17 protein-coding genes are annotated in these 18,097 nt (G+C 69.8%); 6 read left to right on the plus strand and 11 right to left on the minus strand.

Annotated elements, in window-relative coordinates; translation table 11 throughout:
- Positions 1 to 9: 9 nt before the first annotated feature.
- Genes ACIHFD_RS38580 through eccCa form a run of 3 tightly spaced genes read right to left on the minus strand, consistent with a single transcriptional unit; the run spans position 10 to position 5,422 of the window.
- A complete protein-coding gene (locus ACIHFD_RS38580) occupies positions 10 to 1,104 on the minus strand; it encodes a transglycosylase SLT domain-containing protein (RefSeq protein ID WP_397371194.1) in 1,095 nt (364 codons plus the stop codon).
- The gene (locus tag ACIHFD_RS38585) at positions 1,101 to 1,436 is read right to left on the minus strand and encodes a hypothetical protein (RefSeq protein WP_350731418.1); all 336 of its coding nucleotides are present in this window, start codon (positions 1,434 to 1,436) and stop codon (positions 1,101 to 1,103) included. The genes ACIHFD_RS38580 and ACIHFD_RS38585 overlap by 4 nt, the downstream gene beginning before the upstream one ends.
- On the minus strand, positions 1,433 to 5,422 hold the full coding sequence (gene eccCa, locus ACIHFD_RS38590) for a type VII secretion protein EccCa (protein WP_397371195.1): 3,990 nt from the start codon (positions 5,420 to 5,422) through the stop codon (positions 1,433 to 1,435). The genes ACIHFD_RS38585 and eccCa overlap by 4 nt, the downstream gene beginning before the upstream one ends.
- A 101-nt stretch (positions 5,423 to 5,523) precedes the next feature.
- Between eccCa and eccD the strand changes: the two genes are divergently transcribed.
- Positions 5,524 to 7,005, plus strand: a complete 1,482-nt coding sequence (eccD, locus tag ACIHFD_RS38595; protein ID WP_397371196.1) for a type VII secretion integral membrane protein EccD — start codon at positions 5,524 to 5,526, stop codon at positions 7,003 to 7,005.
- 86 nt (positions 7,006 to 7,091) lie between these two features.
- Here the strand turns inward: eccD and ACIHFD_RS38600 are convergent, their stop codons facing one another.
- Positions 7,092 to 7,526: a YbaB/EbfC family nucleoid-associated protein gene (locus ACIHFD_RS38600; protein ID WP_397371197.1), complete on the minus strand. Its 435-nt coding sequence runs from the start codon at positions 7,524 to 7,526 to the stop codon at positions 7,092 to 7,094.
- Positions 7,527 to 7,637: 111 nt separating this feature from the next.
- On the opposite strand from ACIHFD_RS38600, the gene ACIHFD_RS38605 reads away from it, so the two are divergent.
- The 3 genes from ACIHFD_RS38605 to ACIHFD_RS38615 are packed head-to-tail and all read left to right on the plus strand — an operon-like array spanning position 7,638 to position 9,624.
- Positions 7,638 to 7,964 (plus strand): hypothetical protein, encoded by a 327-nt coding sequence (locus ACIHFD_RS38605; RefSeq protein WP_350731426.1) that lies wholly within the window; start codon positions 7,638 to 7,640, stop codon positions 7,962 to 7,964.
- Positions 7,964 to 9,133 carry a hypothetical protein gene (locus ACIHFD_RS38610; protein ID WP_397371198.1) on the plus strand — a complete coding sequence of 390 codons (1,170 nt, stop codon included), beginning with the start codon at positions 7,964 to 7,966 and terminating at the stop codon, positions 9,131 to 9,133. The genes ACIHFD_RS38605 and ACIHFD_RS38610 overlap by 1 nt, the downstream gene beginning before the upstream one ends.
- A 50-nt stretch (positions 9,134 to 9,183) precedes the next feature.
- Positions 9,184 to 9,624, plus strand: coding sequence for a YbaB/EbfC family DNA-binding protein (locus ACIHFD_RS38615; protein WP_355190613.1), 441 nt, complete (start codon positions 9,184 to 9,186; stop codon positions 9,622 to 9,624).
- Positions 9,625 to 9,669: 45 nt separating this feature from the next.
- On the opposite strand, the gene ACIHFD_RS38620 is transcribed toward ACIHFD_RS38615, so the two are convergent.
- From ACIHFD_RS38620 to ACIHFD_RS38645, 6 genes are read right to left on the minus strand one after another with little or no spacing between them, the layout of a single operon-like run.
- On the minus strand, positions 9,670 to 11,010 hold the full coding sequence (locus tag ACIHFD_RS38620; RefSeq protein ID WP_397371199.1) for a hypothetical protein: 1,341 nt from the start codon (positions 11,008 to 11,010) through the stop codon (positions 9,670 to 9,672).
- 22 nt (positions 11,011 to 11,032) lie between these two features.
- The gene (locus ACIHFD_RS38625) at positions 11,033 to 11,446 is read right to left on the minus strand and encodes a hypothetical protein (RefSeq protein WP_350731435.1); all 414 of its coding nucleotides are present in this window, start codon (positions 11,444 to 11,446) and stop codon (positions 11,033 to 11,035) included.
- The gene (locus tag ACIHFD_RS38630; protein WP_397371200.1) at positions 11,443 to 12,876 is read right to left on the minus strand and encodes a hypothetical protein; all 1,434 of its coding nucleotides are present in this window, start codon (positions 12,874 to 12,876) and stop codon (positions 11,443 to 11,445) included. Before ACIHFD_RS38630 ends, ACIHFD_RS38625 begins: the two co-directional genes overlap by 4 nt.
- Positions 12,876 to 13,256: a hypothetical protein gene (locus ACIHFD_RS38635; RefSeq protein WP_355190621.1), complete on the minus strand. Its 381-nt coding sequence runs from the start codon at positions 13,254 to 13,256 to the stop codon at positions 12,876 to 12,878. The genes ACIHFD_RS38630 and ACIHFD_RS38635 overlap by 1 nt, the downstream gene beginning before the upstream one ends.
- A gap of 34 nt (positions 13,257 to 13,290) precedes the next feature.
- Positions 13,291 to 13,602, minus strand: coding sequence for a WXG100 family type VII secretion target (locus ACIHFD_RS38640; RefSeq protein ID WP_350731440.1), 312 nt, complete (start codon positions 13,600 to 13,602; stop codon positions 13,291 to 13,293).
- A gap of 18 nt (positions 13,603 to 13,620) precedes the next feature.
- Positions 13,621 to 13,962 (minus strand): WXG100 family type VII secretion target, encoded by a 342-nt coding sequence (locus ACIHFD_RS38645; RefSeq protein ID WP_397371201.1) that lies wholly within the window; start codon positions 13,960 to 13,962, stop codon positions 13,621 to 13,623.
- A 256-nt stretch (positions 13,963 to 14,218) separates the two neighbouring features.
- Between ACIHFD_RS38645 and ACIHFD_RS38650 the strand changes: the two genes are divergently transcribed.
- Positions 14,219 to 15,295: a hypothetical protein gene (locus ACIHFD_RS38650; RefSeq protein WP_397371202.1), complete on the plus strand. Its 1,077-nt coding sequence runs from the start codon at positions 14,219 to 14,221 to the stop codon at positions 15,293 to 15,295.
- Between the two features lie 8 nt (positions 15,296 to 15,303).
- Positions 15,304 to 16,161, plus strand: a complete 858-nt coding sequence (locus ACIHFD_RS38655) for a hypothetical protein (RefSeq protein ID WP_397371203.1) — start codon at positions 15,304 to 15,306, stop codon at positions 16,159 to 16,161.
- Positions 16,162 to 16,412: 251 nt separating this feature from the next.
- On the opposite strand, the gene eccB is transcribed toward ACIHFD_RS38655, so the two are convergent.
- The gene (gene eccB, locus ACIHFD_RS38660; protein ID WP_397371204.1) at positions 16,413 to 17,828 is read right to left on the minus strand and encodes a type VII secretion protein EccB; all 1,416 of its coding nucleotides are present in this window, start codon (positions 17,826 to 17,828) and stop codon (positions 16,413 to 16,415) included.
- Positions 17,829 to 18,097: the final 269 nt, after the last annotated feature.

An 18,097-nucleotide genomic window follows, 5' to 3' on the forward strand; every position in this document is an offset into this window, starting at 1 on the left:
TCTGTCGTTTCAGTAGCCGACGTAGTCCAGGCCGCGCTTGGAGTTGACCACGCCGGGCACGTTCGACACCGAGCCGTAGCGCGAGATCGCGTAGCGCACGCCCGCGATGATGTTGTCCACCGGGTCGTAGATGTTCTTGTGCCCGGCCAGCGAGTACGAGCTGAACGTCGGGTCGATGGTCTGCATGAGGCCCTTGGACGGTGTGCCCTTGGCCGCGTTGGAGTCCCAGTTGTTGATCGCGTTGGGATTCCCGCCGGACTCGTGCTGGATGATCATCCAGATGTCGCTGGCGTTCATCTTCGAGGCCGGCACGCCGTTCTTCTCCAGGATCGCGATGGCCTGCTCGATCCACTGCTTGACCTGGCCCGTCGGCGCGGGACCGCCTCCGGCGGGCGGGGGGCCGCTGGGGCCGTAGCCCCCGAAACCGGACGGGCCACCGCCGCCGGGCCCGTTCCCGCCGGCCCCTTGCAGGGTGGTGCGCGGCTGGTACTCGGGATCCGGCTCCCATTCGATCTTCCGCCCGGGCGCCGGTGTGAACTCCTGCGTGGAGACATCCGGGATCGCGTGGAAAGTGAGCGTGCGATCGTCCAGGAACCCGTTGATGTCCTTCTTGGCCTTGCTGACCGCCTTGTTCGCCGAGTCCACCCACGGCTGGGCCTCGGTCTTGGCCTGGTCGACCAGCTTCCTCAACCCGGGCTCCACGTCCGCCTCCTTGGCGTCGGGGTGCTCGCGGTAGTAGGTGGTCTTGTAGGTGGCGGCGCTGGTGGTCAGGTCCCGGCAGATGGAGCTGATCTCGGTGTGCGAGGTACGCAGCGCCGAGGCGGCGGCCTCGAGCGAGGACGCGGAGTTGGACAGCGCCAGCTTCAGGTCCTCGGCCGCGGTGCCGTACTTGCGCATGTAAGTGGCGAACTGGTCGGAGGAGCGGCCCTTCCAGGCGTCGTCCACCGCCTGGACCGCGGCCCCCAGCGCGCCGTCGAACTCGTTGACGTCACCCGACACGCTGCGCCAGGCGGTGGCGATCTTGTCGATGGCGCCGGGGTCGCCGGTCACCTTGTTCAGCATGGTGTCGAGCGCGTCGCCTCCGGGCAGGTGGGCGACGCTCATGAGGTCGCCCTGTGCGCCTTGCGGATGTTCTCCTCCACGTTGCTCAGACCCCGCTCGACCCCGCCGAGCTTCCTGCGGGCCTGGTCCATCTCGCCGATCACGGCGGTCCAGACGCCGTTCGCGGCCGTGGCCAGCGTGCCGGAGTCGTCCAGGTGGCCGAAGGTGGTGGCGGCGACGGCGGTGCGGTTGTTGTGCGGCTCACCGCGGTCGTCGTAGGTGAGCTTGCCGGGGTTGCGTTCGTTCAGCGTCTCCTCGTACTGGCCGGCGGCCTTGTGGATGGCTGTGCGGCACTTGTCCAGCGCCGAGAGGTAGATCTCCAGATCGGCCATCATTCTCCCCGTGTCTTGTCCGCGTCCAGGTATGCCGTCTGCGTCAGGCGCGCGCCGTATCGCCGGTCGACCAGGAAGCCGCGGCCCGGCGGCAGTGTCTGAGGCCGTACGTTGCCGAACAGGTAGCCCTCGTCCTTGTTGCCGGACATGAGCAGCGCCGGTGTGGCCATGTCCTTCATGCGCTGGATGACCGGGTCGAACATGGCACGGCCCGCGCCGCCCATCTGGCGGGCCAGCACGACGTGCAGGCCGATGTCGCGGGCCTGCGGCAGCAGGTCCACCAGCGGGTGCAGCGGGTTGGACGAGGTCGCGACCAGGTCGTAGTCGTCGACGATGATGTACAGGTCGGAGCCCTGCCACCAGCTGCGGTCGCGCAGCTGCTCGGGCGTCAGGTTGGCCGGGGGCAGGCGGCTCAGCAGGGCGCCCTTGGCGTCGTTGATGAGGTCGGCGGCGGCCGCGCTGGAGGCGGCGTAGCCGATGCGGTGCGGGGTCACCGCGGAGTCGAGCAGCGCCCTGCGGTAGTCGATCACGATCATCATGGCTTCGCTCGGCTGCTTGCGCGCCACCAGCCCCTCGGAGATGAGCCGCAGCAGGTTCGACTTGCCGCTCTCGTTCTCGCCGAAGACCACGAAGTGCGGGTCGGCGTCGAAGTCGAGGGAGACGGGCGCCAGCGCCGCCTCGTCGATGCCGATCGGGATCCGCTCCCGGTCGTCCGGCAGCGCGGAGACGGGCAGGACGGCGGGCAGCAGCCTGACCCGCGGCGCGGGCGTGCCCTGCCAGGAGTCCCGTACGGCCTGCACCAGCGAGCGAGCCCCGGCCGCCAGATCCGTGGAGTTCTGCACCCCGTCGATCCTGGGCAGCGCGGTCAGGAAGTGGAACCCGTCCTTCGTCAGCCCCCGGCCCGGCGCCGCCTCCGGCACGGCCAGCGCCTTCTTCCTGCTGACCTCCGACTCGTAGGCGTCGCCGAGCTTCAGCTCGATCTTGGTGCCGAGCAGGTCACGGATGCTCGGCCGGAACTCCGACCACTTGTTGGTCGCGGCGACGAGGTGGATGCCGTAGCCGAGCCCGCGCGCCGCGATGTCGGTGATGGTCGGCTCCAGCGAGTCGAACTCCTGCCTGAGCGTCAGCCAGCCGTCCACGACCAGGAACACGTCGCCCCAGCCGTCGCCCTCGATCGCGCCCTCCGCGCACAGCTGGCGGTAGGAGGCCATCGACTCGATGCCGTGCTCGCCGAAGTCGCGCTCGCGCTGCTCCAGGATGGCGCCGATCTCGGCCACCGTACGGCGTACCCGGTCGCCGTCGAGGCGGGTGGCCACGCCGCCGACGTGCGGGAGCCCTTCGAGCGAGGCGAGCGCGCCACCGCCGAAGTCGAGGCAGTAGAACTGGACCTCGCGCGGCGTGTGCATGAGCGCCATGCTGGCCACGAGCGTACGTACGACGGTGCTCTTGCCGCTCTGGGTGCCGCCCGCCACCCCGACGTGTCCGGCGGCGCCGGAGACGTCCAGCCAGAACGGGTCACGGCGCTGCTCGAACGGCTTGTCGATGATGCCGATGACGGCGTGCAGCTGGCCCCGGCCCTGCCAGCCCGCGGTCGTCAGCCCGAACTCGGGGGTGACGGAGAGCGGGGGCAGCAGGTGCGCCAGGGTAGGCGGCTCGGCCAGCGGCGGCAGCCAGATGCGGTGCGCTCCCGGGCCGTGCCCGGCCAGCCGGCCGACCACGACGTCGAGCAGGCTGCGCTGGTTGCCGCCCGCGGGCTCTTCCTGCTCCGGCTGCGTCGCCAGCTGGACGGGCTTGGTGATCTCGGGCAGCGGCATGTAGGTGGGGCCGTACTCGACGACCTCGCGGATCGCCGCGGTGCCGTCGGGGGCGACCGTCTGCGCCGGGTCGTCGTGGTGGGCGCCGGAGACGTAGGCGGCCTTGAATCTGGTCATACCGGTCGTGTCGAACTTCAGGTAGCCGTTGCCCGGCGCCGACGGCAGCTCGTACGCGTCCGCCACGCCGAGCACGACCCGGCTCTCCATGGCGGAGAACGTCCGCAGGCCGATCCGGTAGGACAGGTGGGTGTCCAGGCCGCGCAGCCGCCCCTCCTCCAGCCGCTGGGAGGCCAGCAGCAGGTGCACGCCGAGCGAGCGGCCCAGCCGGCCGATCATCACGAACAGGTCGATGAACTCGGGCTTGGCCGACAGCAGCTCGCTGAACTCGTCCAGCACGATGAACAGCGTCGGCATCGGCCGCAGGTCGGCGCCCTGCTCGCGGGCCCGCTCGTAGTCGCGCAGCGAGGCGTAGTTGCCCGCCGCGCGCAGCAGCTCCTGCCGGCGCACCATCTCGCCGTGCAGCGCGTCGTGCATGCGGTCGACCAGGGGGAGCTCGTCCTCCAGGTTGGTGATGACGGCGGAGACGTGCGAGAGCCCCTCCAGGCCGAGGAACGTCGCGCCACCCTTGAAGTCGACCAGGACGAAGTTGAGGATCTCGGAGGAGTGGGTGATCGCCAGGCCCAGTACGAGCGTGCGCAGCAGCTCCGACTTGCCGGAGCCGGTCGCGCCGATGACCAGGCCGTGCGGGCCCATCCCGCCCTGCGCGGACTCCTTGATGTCCAGCTCGACCACCCGGCCGTCGCCGCCCATGCCGATGGGCACGCGCAGCCGGTTGCGGCCCGCCCTGGGCTGCCAGGTGACCGCGGGCGAGAGCCGGCCCGGGTCGCCCACGCCGAGCAGCTCGGTCAGCGTGGTGTTGGTGCCGAGCAGGTCCTGCGACTCGCCGCCGGAGCCCGCCGAGGCCCGCAGCGGCGCGAGCTGCCTGGCCAGGCCCTCCGCGCGCGCGTAGTCCAGCTTGTCGGGGTCGCCCAGCCGGGTCGTGGACCGCTTGCCCGCGTGGTCGATCTTCACCATGTGGAACCCGTCGGGCTGGATCTCCAGCCGCAGCGTGCTGGCCTCCTCGACCGGCCCCGTCACCTCCGACAGGTCGATCACCGTGACGCCCTGGATGGCGTCGCCGCCGAGCTGGGAGTCGTGCGGCACGTGCCCGCCGTCCACGATCACCACGTGGTACGGCAGCGCGTCCGACGCCGTGCCCGGACGGAACCTGGCCCGCTCCTTCAGCTCGTCGCCCACGAGCTGGTCGAGCTGGGACATGTTCTCACCCATCAGCCGCACCTGACCGGCCGCGTCCATCTCCTCGGGGTGCAGCGCGTGCGGCAGCCACTTGACCCAGTCCCAGTGGGGCATCGACTCCTTGCCGGCGCACACCAGGACCCGCATGTCGTCGGGGGAGTGGAAGGTGACGAGCTGGGCGATGATCGCCCGTACGAGGCCGCGTACGGCCCGCGGATCCCCGCTGAGGTGGATCCGGGCGAAAGAGTTGAGCGCCACCGCCACGGGCAGCTCCGACACCGTGGAGTGGGCCCGTACGAACCTGCGCAGCGCGCCGGCCGTCAGCGCGTCGAGGTCCTCGACCGGCTTGGAGTCGGGCGGGATGAGCTGCACGGCCAGCTTCTGCACGCCGGTGCCGAGGCGTACCGTGCCGAAGTCGTCGTCGCGGGGCCTGCGCTCCCACAGGCGCGGCCCCATGGCCACCCACCAGAGCGCTTCGGGAGCGGGGCCGCTCCACTCCAGTGCCTCGCGCTGCTGGACGGCGGCCTTGCGGACCCTCTTGCGGATCTGGGAGAGGTAGCGGAAGTAGTCGCGGCGCAGGCCGTTGAGGCGGTTCTTGCGCTCGCCCGCGTTGCGGCCGAACTGGCCGACCGTCATGCCCAGCATCGAGACCGCGAACAGGCCGCTGGCCACGTACATGATGGGGTTGGCGTTACCGCCCGCGGTGAACATCAGCCCCATGGCCGCCCCGCCTGCCAGCATGGGGACGTACATGAGGACGCCGGTCATACCGGCGGGCTGCACCTCGGGGATCTCCGGCGGAGACTCCAGCAGGATTTCCCCACGCGGTGGCTGGGGGCTGGGACGGCGTTCAGGACGCCGAACAACAACAATGCTCACTGACGGGACAACCCTCCTGTCACCTGGAACACTTTCTTACCAGACGTGCCATCCCTATATGTTCGGCATGTCGGATTTCGTCAGCCAGACCTGGAGTGGCCGTGACCTCGCTCGCCCACCAGCCGATGCAGCCCATGCGGCCGATGCCGCCCGGGCCGCCCGGGCTGCCGCCGACGCATCCAGGCGCTCAGCCGCAGATGCGCGCGCCGGTGGCGCCGTTGTGCCACGTCACGATCGTGGCCCCGCGCCGCCGCGTCGATCTGGCGCTGCCTGCCGACATCCCGCTCCCGCACGTGCTGCCCGGTCTGCTGCGCGCGGTCGGCGAGGCCGGTGGCGACGCGGCCGGACCGCCCGGCTGGGTGCTCCAGCGGCTCGGCGGCGCGCCGTTCGACCTCGGGCAGACGCTCGCGTCCCTGGGCGTGCTGGACGGCGAACTGCTCTACCTGCGGCCGCGCGAGCTCACGCTGCCGCCCGCGCTCTTCGACGACGTGGCCGACGTGGTCGCCACGGGCGTCAAGGACAGCTCGGGCAAATGGGAGGCCCGCCACACTCGGGCCATGGGCGCGGGCGCCGCCGCCATCATGCTCGCGCTCGGCGCGCCGGCGCTGGTGCTGTCCGGCAGCGCGCCGCTGGGCGTGACGGTGGTCGCGGGCATGCTCGCGCTGCTGCTGATCGGCGTCAGCGCGGCTCTGTCCAGGGCCGTCGGCGACTCCTCCGCGGGCGCGCTGATCGGCTACGCGGCGCTGCCGTACGCGTTCCTGGCCGGCCTGTACGGCCTGGTCAGCGGCTCCACCCTGGCCGGGCTCGGCGCCCCGCACCTGCTGGCCGCGCTGACCTGCACCGCGCTGGTGGCCACCATCGGCGGCACCGTGGTGGCCGACGGAGTCGCGGGTTTCCTCGGTACGGCCATCGCGACCGTGGCGGGGGCGCTCGCGTCCGCCGCGGTCATGGTGTTCGCCCTGCCCGCGGCCGGGGTGGCGGCGATGACGGTGACGATCCTGATCGCGTTCAGCCCGCTGATCCCCACGCTGTCGTTCAGGATCGCCAGGGTGCCGCTGCCGGCCCTGCCCACCAACGCCGAGGAGTTGCGGGCCGACAACCAGCGGCTGGACAGCGAGGGCGTCCTGGCCCGCACCACGCAGGCCCGCCGGTACGCGACCGGCATGGTCGTCGGCATCGTGCTCACTTCCATCGGCGCGATGGCCTTCCTGGTCACCACGCCGACCTGGATGGCGGTCTCGATGACCGTCGTGCTCTCGCTGGTGCTGCTGCTGCGCGCCCGCGTCTTCCACGGCCTCGGCCAGCGGCTCTGGCTGCTGGGAACCGGCCTGGCCGGGCTGATCGCGGTGGGGATCGAGCTGAGCGCGGGCGCGGGCACGGTGGCCGCCGCGGCCGTCGTGATGGGCGTGCTCTGGCTGGCGATGCTGGTCGTCGGGCTCGGCCTGTGGCTGCCGTCCGGGCGGCTCTCGCCGTTCTGGGGGCGCGCGGGCGAGATCGTGGACGTCATCCTGCTGATCGCGCTCTTCCCGCTGGCGCTGGGCGTCCTCGACGTCTACACGTGGATCCGCGGCCTGGCGGGCTGACCGCCTCGACCCGCTTTCGACGACCCGCTTTCGACGACCCGCTTTCGACGACCCGCCGAGGCGGCCCGGCGGGCCGCCTCGGCAGGTCAGACGTCGCGGGGGTCCTGCTCGCCGAGCCGCCGGAGCCGGTCGTTCCGCTCGGCGGTCTCCGCGCCGAACATGTCCTGGAACTCGGCGAACTGCCGCTGGATCTCCTCGAGCCCGATGATCTGCGACTGCGGCACGGCCAGCAGCTCCTGGGCCTGGCGCCCCTGGTCCTCCTGCGCCTGGCGCACCGCCTGGACGACCTCCTCCGCCAGGGTCCTGACGTCCAGCCGCAGGACGCGCGGCGAGAAGACCACGTTCTGGAGCCGGCCGTCGGCGTCCACGACCGCGGTGGTCAGGCCGCTGCGGCTCTCCCCCTTGCCGGTGATCAGCTGCAGCTCGGCGGCGGCCGCGGCCAGGCGCGAGAGCTCGCGCTCGTTGTCCCGCAGGAGTTTGTCCACGTCGTCGTCGGTGTAGTCCATGACACGCCACGCCATCGGCGCCGGGTTAACTGGAGGCGATCACAGGCTGGCGAGCCGCTGAATCGATCATGAAGATCGAGGCAAGTGTGCCACTTAGTAGCGATATGTGGACAAGAATGCCGATTTGTGGGGCAACAACAGGGTAAAACGGGGCAAGAGATCTACGTCACCTCCTCCACCATCGCGCACACGCGAAAGCGCGTCGACGAGGAGCTGCATCCGAACGTGGAGTTCATCCACGGGCTCATGTCGTACACGGCCGTGGGCGGGCTCGGCTTCGGGGCGATCGGCGGCGTGATGATCGGCGGCGCGTACGAGGAGTTCCGCCGCTGGGCGGACACCACGTTCACCGAAATGGAAGACGCCGTGGAGAGCTGGTCGGACGCCCTCGAACGGGCCAGGCGCAACTGGCGCGCGGCCGAGGAGGCCAGCATCGTGAGGTACCGCGGCTGATGGGCACGCCAGATCCCTGGGGCGGCGCTCCGGACCCCTGGGCGCACACCCAGACCCCGCCGGCCACCCAGGCGCCTCCTGGCAATCCCTACGGCACGCCGGCCCAGCCGGGCGTCCCGGACCCCATGGCGCGGGCGGCCACGCCGCCGCAGCCGGCCGCCCCGGATCCCTGGGCGCACACCCGGCCCCCGGCGCCGGGCCAGCCGGTGCCCGCCAATCCCTACTCCAACCCGTACGCCACCCCGAATCCCTACTCCACGACGCCCACCAGCCCGCGCCCGTACCAGCCGCAGCCCAGGCCCGTTCCCGGCAACCCCTACGCCCAGCCCGTAACCCACACCCCCCAGAACTACGCCGCCAACGGCGCCCAGCGCGCGAACCTGGGCGCAGGCAGGTTCGGTCCGGCTCCGGAGATGAACGCGGCCCGCTCGTCCTTGCCATCGCTGGGGGAGAAGGCGCTCAACATGCTGAAAAGGGCGGGCAAGCTCGCCCTGGGCCTGGCTCCCGCCATCGCCATCTGCGGCGGCATGCTCGCCAACGAGCCGGGCATGGCCCAGGCGGTCAGCGTCTGGCAGAGCGGCATGGCCCAGCGGCTCGACGGCGGCATGAAGAACCTGCTCCCGCAGCTGCGCGACACGGCCAAGGACGGCTGGATCGCGATGGACCGCGACGAGTTCGACCGGGTGCTGTGGACCTTCCAGCGCGAGTCCGAGGTGCTGCGCAACGTCCTGAACACGGGAGGCAGCTCGCTCGACGAGGTCGCGGCGGCCTACCGGAGCTTCTGGACCTGGGTCCTGCGCACGTCGGCCGCCGCGCTCGGCCTGCTCATCGCCGCCAAGGCGCTGCAGCGGGTGCCGCAGAGCTCGGTGTGGGGGTTGCTGATGGAGAAATACATCACGGCCGAGGTCAACATCGCCACGCTCTTCCTGGCCACCTCGCTGGCCAGCACCCTGAAGGAGGGCGGCGAGGTGCTGTCGACCATGGTGAAGCGGAACCACCAGTGGAACTACATCACGCCGGCCGGCGAGGCCGCGGTCAACTTCAAGTCGATCGAGATCGACGCCAAGAAGTACCCCTCCTTCTCGGAGCCCGCCAAGAAGAACGGACTGCCCCCGCGCTACCAGGACTTCGACTGGATCGAGCCGAAACGGGAGATCTCCAAGCCCTGATGGATAGGGTGGTGAGAAAAGCGGCTTCTGTGTCTTGTGGGGTATGAGGGATGATCGAGCGGGAATTCGGCGCGCTGGACATCGACCGGATCCTCCGGAACGCCGACCAGCAGATGGCGCGGGCCGGCGAGTTCCAGCAGGTCCTGCAGGACCTGACGGGCCACGCCCAGGACGAGGACGGGTTCGTCATGGCCGAGTGCGGCAGCACGGGGCTCAAGGAGCTCGTCCTGCACCCCAAGGCCATGCGCCTCAACTCGGCCGACCTGGCCGAGCGCATCAAGGTCGTCATCGCGGAGGCCAACGCCGACCTGCAGCGGCGGATCTCGGAGGAGATGGGCAACGTCTTCGGCGAGGAGAACAACCCCATGCGCTTCGCCCAGAACCCCGAGGGCGGCCTGGAGCTGGTACGGCAGGCCGAGGCGGCCTACAACCGCACGTACGAGGACCTCATGGGAGAGCTGGACAGGATCCGGCAGCGCATGGAGGGCTGAAAAAGCCCGGCTCACGTGGCGTGAGCCGGGCTTTCTTGTTTTCCGTCAGCCGATGCGGTCGGGGCCGGCCTGGTGCGCGGAGGACCAGATGTCCCCTTCGGGGTCGTAGATCTCGCGGTTGCGCTCACTGCTCTGGTCGCCGCCCGCGCCCATGCCGCCCGGCGGGTACGCCATGAGCCCCGTCCCCGAGGCCCCCGGCCCGCCGCGGAGCACCGACGGAGCGGCCCCCGATGCCGAGCCGCCCGCGCCGTACCAGGTGCTCGGGCCGCCGCCGCTCTGCCCCGGAACCGGGGAGAACGGGGTGCTCGTCGGCACCTGCGTGGTGGGGTTGGTGAGCACGGTGGGCGTGGACTGCTGCGGGTAACCGGTGTTCGGCGGCGTCGTCGTGGTGGTGGTGGGGAAGTTCGGGTTTCCGGCGTCGGCGAGCTGGGTCTTCGGCTGGTCTGCGCCGATCACCGGAGGCACGCTCTGGTCCTGGTCCCCGGGCTTCTGCGGCGAGCCGCCGGTGCCCGGGCCGTTGCCCGGCTGCTGGGGGTTGTTGGGGTCCTGGGTGCCCGTGGACGGGTCGTCCTGACCCTTGCCCGGGTCCTGGCCCGGATCGTCGCGCCCCGGGTCCTGGTCCTTGCCGGGGTTCTGGTCGCCCTTGCCGTCGGTGCCGTCGGTGCCGTCACGGCCGCCGCCGGTGCTGCTGCCGTCGGAGCCGGACGAGCCCTTCGAACCGTCGCCCGTGCCGTCGCCCGTCCAGTACCTCGTCTCGCCCGACGGCGTCTTCGTGCCGCTGCCGGGGTCGAGGGGCTGCTGCTTCTGGGTCTCCACCACCATGGGCTGGATCTCGGGCAGCTTGAACGCCAGGCCGTCGGCCATCTGCGCGTTCAGGTCGTTGATCTTGTTGTTCAGCTGCTCCAGATGCGCCCGGGCCGCCGAGTCCACCAGATACCCGGCAGTCCCCAACTGCGGGTTGAAGTTCGTCGTCGGCTCGTTGTCGACGTTGGTCGTGGTGCTGAGGGCGGTGGGCCCGGGCATGGTCGTCTTGGACGTCCTGAGCTGCTGGGCGTACTCGACCATCGGCTTGCCGGTCTTCTCCATGGCGTCGCCGAGCGCCGCGGCGCTCGCGTGCAGCAGCCGCAGCGCCTCCAGCGCCGTCGTGGCCCCTTCGCCGCGCCAGACCTCCGCGAGCTCCTCAGCGGCCTTCAAGAGCGTGCCCTCGAGCCCGCTCTTGCCGTGGACCAGACCGGCCGCCTTGACGTAGCTGTTGCCGGCGCTCTCGATGCGGTCCGGCTGGGTGTCCTTCAGATAGGCGACGATCTGGGCCCTGGTGACGAAGATGCCCGGCTTGCTGTTGCCGAGGTAGTCATAGAGCCTGATCGGCTTCCACTCATCGCCCATCTACGCCATCCCTGCAGATATCTCACGCACTGCTGTCCCGCTGCCCTTTTTCGTAGTTGGAGACGGCCCGTTCGACCGCCTCGGCCCACTTCTCGACATAGTCGATGAGCTGGCTGTAGCTCTCGCCGAACACCTTGTACGCCGACTCGAAGTTGGCGCCGAAGTTGCTGGCCACCTCCCACTTGCCGGTGGCCTCCGATCCGACGTTGCCCAGCCCTTGCACCTCGCCGATCGTGCCGGGGCCGCTCCACGTGGCGCTCATCGACGGCTGCGGGTTGCCGTGCACGGAGCCCAGGTTCTTGCGCAGCCGCGAGACGACGTCCCTGATCCCCTCGTGATCCGCGTACTGCCCGCCGCCGTTCCCACTGAGCCCTGGGAAGTCCTTGGCGAGCTCCAGTCCCGGGGGCGGCGAGTCGTTGTCCTTCGGAACGCTCACGCCTTGCCTTTCGAGTCACCCTTGATGGTGTGGTTGGTCGTCGTCACGTCGCTTCTGAAGAGGTCCTCGTCCTCCAGGAGGTACGTGGTCCGTACGATCTCCTGCTGCTCCTGGGCGCCCCGGCCGCCGGACGGAGGGACCGCCGAGACCATGGAGGGGCCGCCGCCCAGGCCGCGCAGGGTGGCCGCGCTCACGCCGTTGCCCGCTCCCGAGGCCGCGCCTCCACCCCCGCCGAAGCTACTTCCTCCCGTGGTGGAGCCGCCGTACGGGCTGCCGATGCCCGTGGTGGGCAGGCTGGTGGACGGTCCGGACACGGACGGATCGGGCATCCCGGCCAGGGTCGTCGTCGGGCCCCCGGCATTCGGGCTCTGGGGGCCGTTCAGGTTCGGGTTCGCGTTCGCGTTCGGGTTCAGGGCGTTGGAGGGGTCGGTCAGGCCGGGGATGTTGCCGGCGCCGTTCTGGCCGTTGCCGCCGATCCCGTTCTGGCCGTTCCCGATTCCCGAGCCCACGGTCCCGACCGTGCCGTTGGGGAACGTGCTCGTCGGGTTGTTCGTGGTGTCGATGCCCGGGATCTGGTGCCGGTTGGGGTCCTGCATGCCGTCCTGGTTCAGGCCGTCGAAGCCGGCCGTCGGGTCGAACGCCTGGTTGAGGCCGGCCGGGATGTTGCCGCCGATCCCGGTCTTCCCGCCGAACGGGCCGGTGGGAACGTTCGGCGAGAGCGCCATGAACTGCGGGATGTCGGTCTTGAGCTCGGCGGGGAACACGTCGTTGTTGAGCTTGGTGTCCTGGCTCAGCAGCTTGATGGCCTCGGCGGCCTTCTTCCTGTCCTTCTCCTCCTTGGAGTCGCCCCAGAGGTTGGCGAAGGGAAGGTCGCTGATGAAGCGGGTGATGCCGCCGACGAGCACGCCCACGCCCGCGCCGATCACCACACCCGGCACGGCTCCCACCCCGCCGAAGAAGGAGCCGATGGCGGCGCCGGCCACGCCGCCCGTGACGGCGGCCTCACCGAAGTCGATGTCACTGCCGGGGTTGTCGGGCACGTCTCCCTTGGCCGCCGACAACGTCCGGGCATGGACGATGAGCGCGGGGGCGACACCGTGCGGGTTCTTCGGGGGGTTCTTCGCATCGACGGGCTGGTCGCTGATCGTGGTCGAGATGTCCGCCGCCGCCTCCCGCAGCCTGCGCAGCTGCTTCTTGACGGTCTTGGCGTCCTCGCCCGCGGTCCAGGACTTGTCCAGCTCCCGCAGATGCTCGTCGATCACATCGACGAGATGGTCGAGCCGTGCCTTGCCTTCGAGGAACTCGGCCGCGGCCTGGCCGATGAGCTGGGGCTTGTTCTTGGCCAGCGTGTCGCGGAGCAGATCCAGCGTCGCGCCCTCGAACTCGAGGCTGCCGATCTGGCCCCTGATAGGCGCCTGGTACTCGGCCATCAGACCTGCATCGCCTTCGACCGGCCCTCGCTGTCCACCTCGGCGCCGTCGTAGTTCTGCAACGCCTGGTCGAGGAGGCCGATGACGTTCGCCACCTGGCCGGTGATGTTCGAGTAGGTGCTGGTGACGGTGGTGATGGCGTTGGTGGTGCTCTGACGGAAGCCCATGGCCGCCGGCCAGAACCCGCCCAGGGCGTCGTAGTCGCCGCTCAACTGCTCGACGGGACCGGAGCCCGTGAAAATGGCCTGCACGGCGCCGCTGCCGCCCGTCTTGCCGGCCTCATGGCCGGGGTCCAGCATGGCGAGGGCCTCTTCCAGGTCCGCCTTGGCCGCCTTGATCGCTCTCCGGCTGAGCTCAACCCCGCCGTTGTCGCTGCCCATGTTCCCCCTCTGGAATCGGCCCCCGCGCTACGCCTTACTTGCCGTCGAAGATCTGGGAGTTGATCCTGTCGACCTGCTGCATGTTCATGTTCGTGACGTTGATGTTCTTCTTCATCAGGTCGATGAACTGCGACATGTCGTTGGCCTCGCGCTCCCAGAGCTGCCTGACCTCGTCGAAGACGGTCTTGGCCTCGCCCTGCCAGATCGCGCTCTTGGCCAGCAGGTCCCGCTCCAGGTTGTCCAGCTCGGTGACCATGTCGTTGAACGCCTTGGCGAAGTCGGTCTCACCCTGGCTGAGGCCGGAGTAGTTGACCTTTGTAACGTCGAAGATGTCTTCCGCGGGCATTGCGGCCTCCCCTTGCTGCTAGCTGAGACGCGAGTCGAACTGGTTGTTGATCAGGTTGGCGATCTGGTTCATCGCCTCGGTCCGCTCCTGGTTGAACGCCTGGTAGTTCTTGTTGCTCGTGCCGATGTTCTCCGCCAGGCGGCGCAGGCTGCCCAGGATGACGTCCATCCGCTCGTGCCACTTCTTGTGGACGGCGTCGAACGCGGCCTCCGACTGGCCCAGCCAGTGCGTCTTGAGGCTGACGCCGGCCTGGTCGAGCTGCAGCTGGATGCCGCGCAGGCGCTCGGCGGCGTCCTCGATGCGGGTGACAGCGGCGATGAGATCGGATTCACTTACTTGAGCCTGCGGTTGTGCCCCCACAGTCCCTCCCTTGCTGGTCGGCTGACTCCCAGCCGACTACTGGAGTCGGCCCGTTTGGTCACATTAGTGAACATCCATCACTAGCGTCGCATGTGATCACGTTAATTTTCCATATCTTCGAGGCGGATGGTGGGTGTATTGACAGAATGTAGGCATTTGGGGCCTTGCTCCTGGTGAGTGGTAACAGGCCGTATCTGTCTGTACGGCACATGTGGGGCTGGCGTAACGTATGGGCCGTTCGTGACAAGGGGGGCACGTGGCCGAGGACAGCAATCCCTACTCGAGCGCCCTGAGCGGGCTCGGCGGGCTCGGCGGCGGCGCCGTCGACCCGCGTACCAAGGATCCCGACTTCTCGATGAAGTACTCCAGCGTCAATACGCTGGGGAAGAACGTGGGCAGCTACGGCGACGACCTGACCTCCATGAGTCAGAAGACCGGCGCCATCGACATGCACCAGTTCACCTTCGGCGTGATCGGCGGCGGGCTCAACGTGGCGCATCGTTCGGTCCGCGACAACGCCGTCGAGGCGCTGAAACAGGCCAAGGAAGTGCTGGACTCGTGGAAGCAGGCGATCGCCGACGCGGCCGCCAACGGCAAGGACGCCGAGGAGGCCAGCAAGGCCGGCAAAGGCCCCGGAGGCCCCGGCGGGCCGGGCAGCGGTGGCCTGCCCAAGACCGGGATGGGCGGCCTGCCCAAGGGCGTCAACCCCGACGACCTGAAGATCGACAAGCCCTCGACGGACATCCCGAAGCCGGACATCCCCGGGTCCGACATCCCGAAGCCGGACATCCCTGGGTCTGACATCCCGAAGCCGGACATCCCCGGGTCCGACATCAACAAGCCGGACATCCCGGGGTCCAACATCGACCAGCCGAAGATCGATCAGCCCAAGATCGACCAGCCGAACATTGACCAGCCCGACATCAAGCAGCCGGACGTCAAGCAGCCCGACCTGAGCGCCCTCAACCAGACGCCCAAGACCAACCTGGAAGGTCTCAACCCCAGCGTGCCGACCTCGACCACGCCGCAGGTCCCCAGCACCCCCGGCTACGACCCGCGCGCCTCCGTGCCGCGCACGTCGGTCGGCGTGCCGGACAGCGGGGTGGGATACACCGCCGGCGGCGGCACGCCAGGTACGAACGCGGGCGCGCCGGGGAGCATCGCCCGCGCACTGAACAGCGGGACGCCGCTCTACCCCATGACGCCCGGGATGGGCGGCGGAGCCGGCCAGGAGGAGAAGGACCGCGAGCGCGGTCCCCACCTCGGCGAGGACGAGTCGGTCTGGGAGACGGACGAGGACATCACGCCGGCGGTGCTCGGCAGGGAGGAATAGGCGAGCAGGTGGCTTACGAAGCGGATGTCTGGATGTTCCGCAGTGCCTGGGCGGCCACTGCGGCGGCGACGATCGTCATGCCGTACGCGGCGCCCATCCTCGGGCTCATGAGCCTGGTGATCGCGGACCCGGCCGAGCAGAGCCGGGCGGCGGACCAGTGGAACGACAAGACGCCGGTCAACATCGGGCAGGCCGACAACAAGGACTGGCACCCGCCGATGGCGGCGGGTGCGAAGCCCGCGCAGCAGACCCCGCTCCTGGCCCCGGCCGGGAACTCGGGGGGCGCCAGCGACCTCGCCTACCTGCGCGGCGAGCTGAAGCGGATGGCCAAGGAGATCGGCGACAACAGCGACTGGGCCGGCCGGGGTTACGCGTCGTTCGTGCAGAAGGTCAACGAGCTCGACACGCAGCTGGACAAGCTCGACAACAACCGCGTCGCCTGCGGGGAGACGCTCAAGTGCTCGGCCACCGCGTTCCATGTCGTGGCGGTGCTGTGCGACGTCATCGCCGGCATCCTGACGGTGATGGCGGGGATCGTGCTCGCCGTACGTTTCATCCCAGGGGGGCAGGCGTGGGAGGCGGCGATCATCCGCGGGGTGATGAGCATCTACAAGTGCCTGCAGACGGTCTTCAAGAACCACTGGAAGCTCGTCATGAAGGTCACCCTCTACCTGGGACTCGCGGGGACGGCGTTCAACCAGTTCACCAAGGACCTTCCGTTCCTGAAGGCCATGCCGTCCACCGGCGCGCCTAACCTGGTGAACGCCAGCGCCATCTGGGACCCCAGCAAGGCGGACATCGTCAAGAACCCGACACCGCAGATGCCCAACGTGGACGACTCGATGATTCCGGAGTTCGGCTTCTAACCCGGCCCCGCCCCTGCCGGGACGCCGGGAGCCCGGCTGCGCATCACCGTGCCGCCGGGAAACCGGCTACGCCCACCGTGCCGGCCCGGCCCGCTCCTCGGAGAGGCGCACGCACGCGAGCCCAGACGCAGACTCGAACTCGCTCCCGAACCGGACCCGAACACTCCTGAACCCGGATCCGAGCCCATCCCCGGGACCGACCATCCCCGGGACCAAACCCACCCCGGGGACCGAACCCACCCGCGATGGGCCTACCGGCTGCCGACGGTCAGGGGCACCATGGCCGCGGCGGGATCCAGCGCAGGCCCCTGCGGAATCGCGTGCATGATGTTCGTCGGCACGGGCGCGATGTCCGCGGCGTCGTACCCGAGCTTCGCCAGCACGTCAGCCGACGGGACCGGATAGCGCACCCCCTGGTCACTGATCAGCGCCAGCGTGCCCGCCACCGCGCCGAGCTGGCCCTCGCCGGGCAGCACACCGGCCACCACGGCGCTGCCCGGCGGAAGCAGCACCTGGTCGAAGCGGTCCTGTACGCCTGAGCTCGACGGCGTCGGAATCGTGACCCTGCTGCCGACCGTCACCTTGGTCACGACCGAGCCGGCAGCCGTGTTCGGATAAACCGAGCAGAGCGGCGTCGTCCCGGACACGTTGATCGCCTTGGGCATGGTCGTCGGCAGGGTGGGGTCCATGACGTTCTGGCGCGAGGGCGAGGCGTTGGCCGAGGCCGCGTCGATCTGGATCTCCCGCGCCACCCGGTTGCCGTACGCCTTCTTGATGTTCGGGTCCTCCAGCAGCAGCCTGGCCTGGACGGGGGAGATGGGCGCCAGGCCGTCGTTGAGCAGCACGTACCACCGCGCGGCCGTACCCGGCATGGCCGGGACCACGAACACCTGCCCCACCGCCGCCGTGACCTTCCCGTTGGCCCGTACCTTCCTGCCGAGGTTCGCCACGTTCGGGCCCCTGAAGTCGTGGCCGACGGGCAGCGCGTTCAGCCATGCCGCCGGCACCTTCCTGGGCTGCGCGTTGAGCGCCCGTACACCGTGCTCGTTGACGCGCATGCGGCGATTGCCCCAGATCACCCAGTTCTGCTGCCCGTCGGAGACCACCATCGCGTCCCCGCCCACGGGCCTCCCGCCGAGGTCGGTCCCCCCGACAAGGGTCGTGTACGGCTTGCGCCCGCCCGTGCTGTCGGGCCCCTCCACCACGCACACCGACCACGGCGCCTTGACCAGCTTCTTCCGATCGGGCAGCGAGTCGGGAGCCCCGGAGATCCCGATGAGCGGCCCCCGGGCGTACCCGGCCAGCGAGGCGGCGCTCACGCTCCGGGTCGTGATCTGCCCGGCGTCCAGCACGAGCCTGGCCGACACGTAGTTCGCCACCGGCAGCAGCCGCCGCTGCTGCTGGCTGTAGATGAACTTCGCCCCGCTCTCCTCCTCGACCAGCAACTGCCCCGGGTCGGTCAGCTTGGTCGCGTTCCCGGGCCGCACCAGCCCCCAGATCCCGAACACCGCCATCACCAGGACCCCGATCAGGATCCCGCCGAACGTGGCGACGTTCTGCCGGCGCATGGGGGACTCGGGGACGTCGGGCTCGGCCTGCAGGAGCGCCATGCCAAGCCTCTGCTGCATCAAGCGGTGTGCCTGATAGAGGTCCTTCTTGGTCTGCACAGCGCCTCCCCGCGTCAGAATCCGCGCATCAGCATAAACGCCTCAAACCCCACCCGCCCCAATCCCCCCAATTCCCACCCCCTCTCATACCTTCGCCCACCCCCGCCGCCCAGCTTCCGGCCCTCCAATCCGCTCCAGCGCCCTCGACCACCGCCCGGTCGGGCTTCTACCGGATTTGTCCGCAGTGCTCCGGCCTTCAGGCCGGGGGCGAGGCGGACCATCCCGCGCAGGGGCAAGAACAGCCGATACGCCCCTGAGGCGAAACGGCG

Source organism: Nonomuraea sp. NPDC051941 (assembly GCF_044593615.1).